The sequence below is a fragment of the Streptomyces antioxidans genome (assembly GCF_000968685.2).
Classification (GTDB): domain Bacteria; phylum Actinomycetota; class Actinomycetes; order Streptomycetales; family Streptomycetaceae; genus Streptomyces; species Streptomyces antioxidans.
Map to the genome: position 1 here is coordinate 1 of NZ_LAKD02000106.1, position 1455 is coordinate 1455.

Consider the following 1455-nt stretch of genomic DNA (forward strand, 5'->3'; position numbering starts at 1 on the left):
AAGGTGGTGGCGTTGCGGTCGCAGGCGATCGCGGGGGGTCTTGCGGGTCGTGGTGGCATGGTGTCCGTCGGACTGCCTGTGGACCAGGTCAGGGAGCGCATCGCTGCTTGGGATGGCGCCATTTCTGTCGCCGCCGTCAATGGTCCTGGTTCGGTGGTGGTGTCCGGTGATCCGGGTGCGCTGGATGAGATGGTGGCGCGGCTGGAGGGTGAGGAGGTGCGGGTTCGTCGGGTGCCGGTGGACTACGCCTCGCATTCCGCTCATGTGGAGGCCATCCGTGAGGAGTTGCTGACGGTCCTGGCGGATCTTGAGCCGCGTGTGCCGGAGGTGCCGTTCTACTCGACGGTGTCCGGTGAGTTGGTGGACACCACCGGTCTGGACGCGGAGTACTGGTACCGGAACCTGCGGCAGACCGTGCAGCTGGAGTCCACCACGCGCACCCTGCTCGACGCCGGCCACGGCGTGTTCATCGAGGTGAGCCCGCATCCGGTGTTGACCCTGCCGGTGCAGCAGACGGTGGAGGCCGCCGAGGCCCAGGCCGTGGTCGTGGGCACGCTGCGCCGCGACGAGGGTGGCCTGGAGCGGTTCCTGACCTCCGCCGCCGAGCTCCACGTCAGTGGTGGCAGCGTTGACTGGCGGAGGGTGTTCGCCGGACACGGGGCCCGCCGGGTCGACCTGCCGACGTACGCCTTCCAGCGGCAGCGGTACTGGCTGGACGCCCTCTCGGCCGCCGAGGTGGCGGCTGTCGGTGACGGCCTGAGCGCGGATGCGGTGGACGCGCGCTTCTGGGAGGCCGTCGAGCGGGAGGACCTGGAGGCGCTGGCAAGGACGTTGGAGGTGGAGGGTGAGACGCAGCAGTCGTCGCTGACGGCGTTGCTTCCGGCCCTCTCGTCCTGGCGTCGCCAGCGGCGTGAGCAGAGCACGGTGGACGGCTGGCGCTACAAGGCGGTCTGGAAGCCCCTGGCGTCCACGTCCGAGACGACATTCTCCGGCACCTGGCTCGTGGCCGTTCCGGAGGCCCGTGACGACGATGCTCTGGTTGCCGCCGTGCTGGATGGGCTGGCCGGGCGCAGTGCGCATGTGGTGCGCGTCGTCGTCGGGGCGGCGGATGGCCGCGAGGCGATCGCGCAGCGGCTGCGCACCGCGCTCGACGGCGCGGCGGTGGAGCCCTCGGGCGTGGCGGGTGTGTTCTCGCTGCTGGGTCTTGACGAGTCGGCACATGAGTCCTCCGAGATGGTTCCGGCCGGGCTGGCCGCGACGGTGGGCCTGGTCCAGGGGCTGGGTGACGCCGGTGTGGTGGCCCCGCTGTGGTGCGGCACCCGGGGCGCGGTGTCGGTGGGGCGTTCCGACCGGCTGGTGAGCCCGGTGCAGGCGATGATGTGGGGCCTTGGCCGGGTTGTGGGGGCGGAGTACCCCCAGCGCTGGGGCGGTCTCGTCGATCTGCCCGAGACGCTG

General features: G+C 71.1%; 1 protein-coding gene. It reads left to right on the plus strand.

Annotated features, from left to right (window positions below; all coding sequences use genetic code 11):
- On the plus strand, nt 1–1455 hold a 1455-nt coding region (locus VT50_RS31635), incomplete at both ends, for an acyltransferase domain-containing protein (RefSeq protein WP_143645301.1).